This is a genomic window from Streptococcus suis, from assembly GCF_046032515.1.
Taxonomy (GTDB): Bacteria; Bacillota; Bacilli; order Lactobacillales; family Streptococcaceae; genus Streptococcus; species Streptococcus suis_AL.
In genome coordinates this window covers 1-1238 of record NZ_JARQPJ010000047.1, presented here as the reverse complement: position 1 = coordinate 1238, position 1238 = coordinate 1, and the positions used below count along the sequence as shown (strand labels likewise).

3 protein-coding genes are annotated in these 1238 nt (G+C 39.7%); all 3 read right to left on the bottom strand.

Going from position 1 to position 1238, the window contains the following annotated elements; translation table 11 throughout:
* Positions 1-4: 4 nt before the first annotated feature.
* Positions 5-208: a hypothetical protein gene (locus P7J49_RS11555; RefSeq protein ID WP_024389788.1), complete on the bottom strand. Its 204-nt coding sequence runs from the start codon at positions 206-208 to the stop codon at positions 5-7.
* Positions 209-216: 8 nt separating this feature from the next.
* The gene (locus P7J49_RS11550) at positions 217-369 is read right to left on the bottom strand and encodes a hypothetical protein (protein WP_162840674.1); all 153 of its coding nucleotides are present in this window, start codon (positions 367-369) and stop codon (positions 217-219) included.
* Between the two features lie 105 nt (positions 370-474).
* A partial coding sequence (locus P7J49_RS11545) for a primase C-terminal domain-containing protein (RefSeq protein ID WP_408570740.1) occupies positions 475-1238 on the bottom strand: 764 nt, incomplete at its 5' end.

Genomic DNA, 1238 nt, shown 5'->3' with positions numbered 1-1238 from the left:
TTCCCTAGCAAACCTTTTGAACCCTAAACGGGGCCTGGTAGTACTTCGGATAATGAATAATCCTTTTTGTCTTCTGAACAGGTAGAGGAATATGATAGTTTACCTGCATGTATTGGCAAGCTAATCCCCTACTCTCAAAAACCAAGATACGCCCTTCTTTATCACAAAGGTAGTCTCCATCCTCGAAACTAAAAACTACATATCCCATAGTATTCCTCACTTTCTCTGTTGCTCCATTAATGTTTGGTAGTCTCCCTCTAATTCATCATCATATCCATTTCTATACCTAATCTGATGGTTAGCATATAACATCGATACAACAAACAATGAGCCCCCTAAAGAAAAGACTCCTACAACAACTAAAATCATATATGTACTCCTTCTCTATATTTTCTCTAATCAAAATTCTGGCCCCTTACAATCTACTCCCATTATCATAGATATAATGTAATGGGACTTTGCGGGTTTTATCCATTAGCCGATGTCAACCTCAAACAGAGATAATTGTCTTGCTTGTTTAAGCCCATTTTTAACCCCTTCTATCACCCTTTTGGTGAACTCTATACTTTCATCAAAGAAAGCAGCAATATTCGCAAAATAAGCTTCCTGACGCTCTTTATTGACCCGAATAATGGATAGGACGATAGCTTTAACAGAAGCTAGTCTAATCCCTCCACCACGGCCAAATTTAACTGTAAAGAAAATCTTTTGTTCAGCTTTTAAGACCTTGAGAACTTTATCTAATGACCGTTCAGGTATGTTTAATTCTTCCCTGATTGCTTTTTTTGTCGTCTGAATAAATGGATCTTCAGATTGATAAAAACCTTCCAAGTAGTTCATCACATCTGCTTTCCACTCATGAAGATGGCTGTGTTTCCGATCAGCACGTTTCTTCTTGAACTTGTACCAGCCCTGCTTGATAAAGAGGTCTGAAGGACTCAACTCTTTATTGACCCAAGCCCTGCACAGTAGCGTGATATAATCACGACTGGCCGCCTCGTATTTTCCTGAATAGGCACTAGCTACCAGCTTCAGAAGTTCGCCTGTAGACAACGGTTCATCTAGTTGTAAGTTAAAATCGTTCAAAGCGACCTCACAGTCGCCCTGAGAAATACCTGAAGAGAAGTTAGCTAGAGCTAAGGTAAATAGCACGTTATTTCGTCCCATAACGTCCCTAGCACCCTTGATATTGGATTCTCTCGTCAGCAAGCCATACCAGGGTTCATCTATCTGTTTTA